Source organism: Paenibacillus sp. NAIST15-1 (assembly GCF_001894745.1).
Taxonomy (GTDB): Bacteria; Bacillota; Bacilli; order Paenibacillales; family Paenibacillaceae; genus Paenibacillus_B; species Paenibacillus_B suaedae.
Genome location: NZ_BBYF01000041.1, coordinates 1 through 1,308, shown reverse-complemented (window position 1 = coordinate 1,308; position 1,308 = coordinate 1). Strand labels below are relative to the sequence as shown.

Annotated in this window: 1 protein-coding gene; it reads right to left on the bottom strand. The window is 39.9% G+C overall.

Going from position 1 to position 1,308, the window contains the following annotated elements:
• Nucleotides 1-4 precede the first annotated feature (4 nt).
• Nucleotides 5-1,233, bottom strand: a protein-coding gene (locus tag PBN151_RS30180) for an IS3 family transposase (RefSeq protein WP_139295466.1) whose coding sequence is annotated in 2 segments (ribosomal slippage) — nucleotides 5-945 and nucleotides 945-1,233 — 1,230 coding nt in all. Because the reading frame shifts where the segments join, the coding sequence is not laid out codon by codon here.
• Nucleotides 1,234-1,308 lie beyond the last annotated feature (75 nt).

Sequence of the window (1,308 nt, the reverse complement as noted above, 5' to 3'; positions counted from 1 at the left end):
TCGTTTAGACACGAACCATTTTAATTGGAATCGCTTCCACTTGATTCTGGTTGTAAAATTTCTCTGGTGCCATATCCCTAATACTGGAATGAATCCTGCGTTCATTATAGAATCGTATGAATTCGGATACCACTTGATATGCTTCACCATAAGTTTGAAATTCGTATTTACTCAAACAATCATCCTGCAATATTCGATGAAATGACTCGATATGGGCATTCATATTCGGCGTTCTAGGTGGTATTCTTTCATGCTCCATACCAAAGTCGATACAAGCTTCCTCGAAAGTGCTTGATATGAACTGAGGACCGTTGTCTGAACGGATTACTGGCATCGTCTGAGAGCTAAATAATTGACGTTTAAACAAAGCAGCTTGTATGGTTCGTACAACGTCTTTGGCTTCACATCGAAGGCCAATATGATACGATACAATTGCACGATCATAGACGTCAATAATAGATTGTATGAAGAAAAATCGTTGTTCACCTGCTATATAACCGTATTTAATATCGGTTTCATACAGTTGATTGGAATTCGTTATCGTTCGATTTGACGCGATCTTTTTCGGAAATCGAACTCGTTTCTGACGTTGTGGCTTTAGGATACCTAGTTCCTTGCACAGTCGATATACTTTCTTCTTGTTTATCCGAAGCTTGTGCTGTTCGCGCAATGCCACCGTCAATTTACGGTAACCATAACTAGCCCCATCGCTAGCGATAAGCTCCATAAGCCATTCTTTAATCTGTTCATCAGATATTGTGCAACCATTTGTAAGCTGCGAGAATCCAGGTGTTGGGCGTCCCTCACTCACTGATTTACTGCGTAATTGTGCTTTCTTATGATAGTAATAACTCGAGCGTGGAATGTTAGCTAGACGCAGAACGAGTTGGGTGCTATATCCTTGTTCGATGTAGAAATCGGCTACTTCAATTTTTTCAGCAAGTGAGGGTTTTTCTTTTTTATAAGATCACGGAGAATAGCGATCTCTAGCGCTTGTTCTCCAAGCAATTTTTTTAACTGATCATTTTCCTCAGCTATTGCTTTGGAGTCAAACTCCGAGATTTGTTTCATTTGAACATCACCGAACTTGCCATCGCGATATTCTTTAATCCAACGATGGAGCATATTCGTTGCTATTTCATAGCGGCGAGCAACCGCCGCTGTATTTTCAGTCTCCAGTGCTTCTTTCACCAATTGTAATTTGAAGTCTGTTGAATGTTTTGTTCGTTTCATTTCATCATCCCCTGTCAACTATTAGTGTAAATCATATACACTCTTAGTGTCCAAGTTCATTAAGGGGCTTATGAG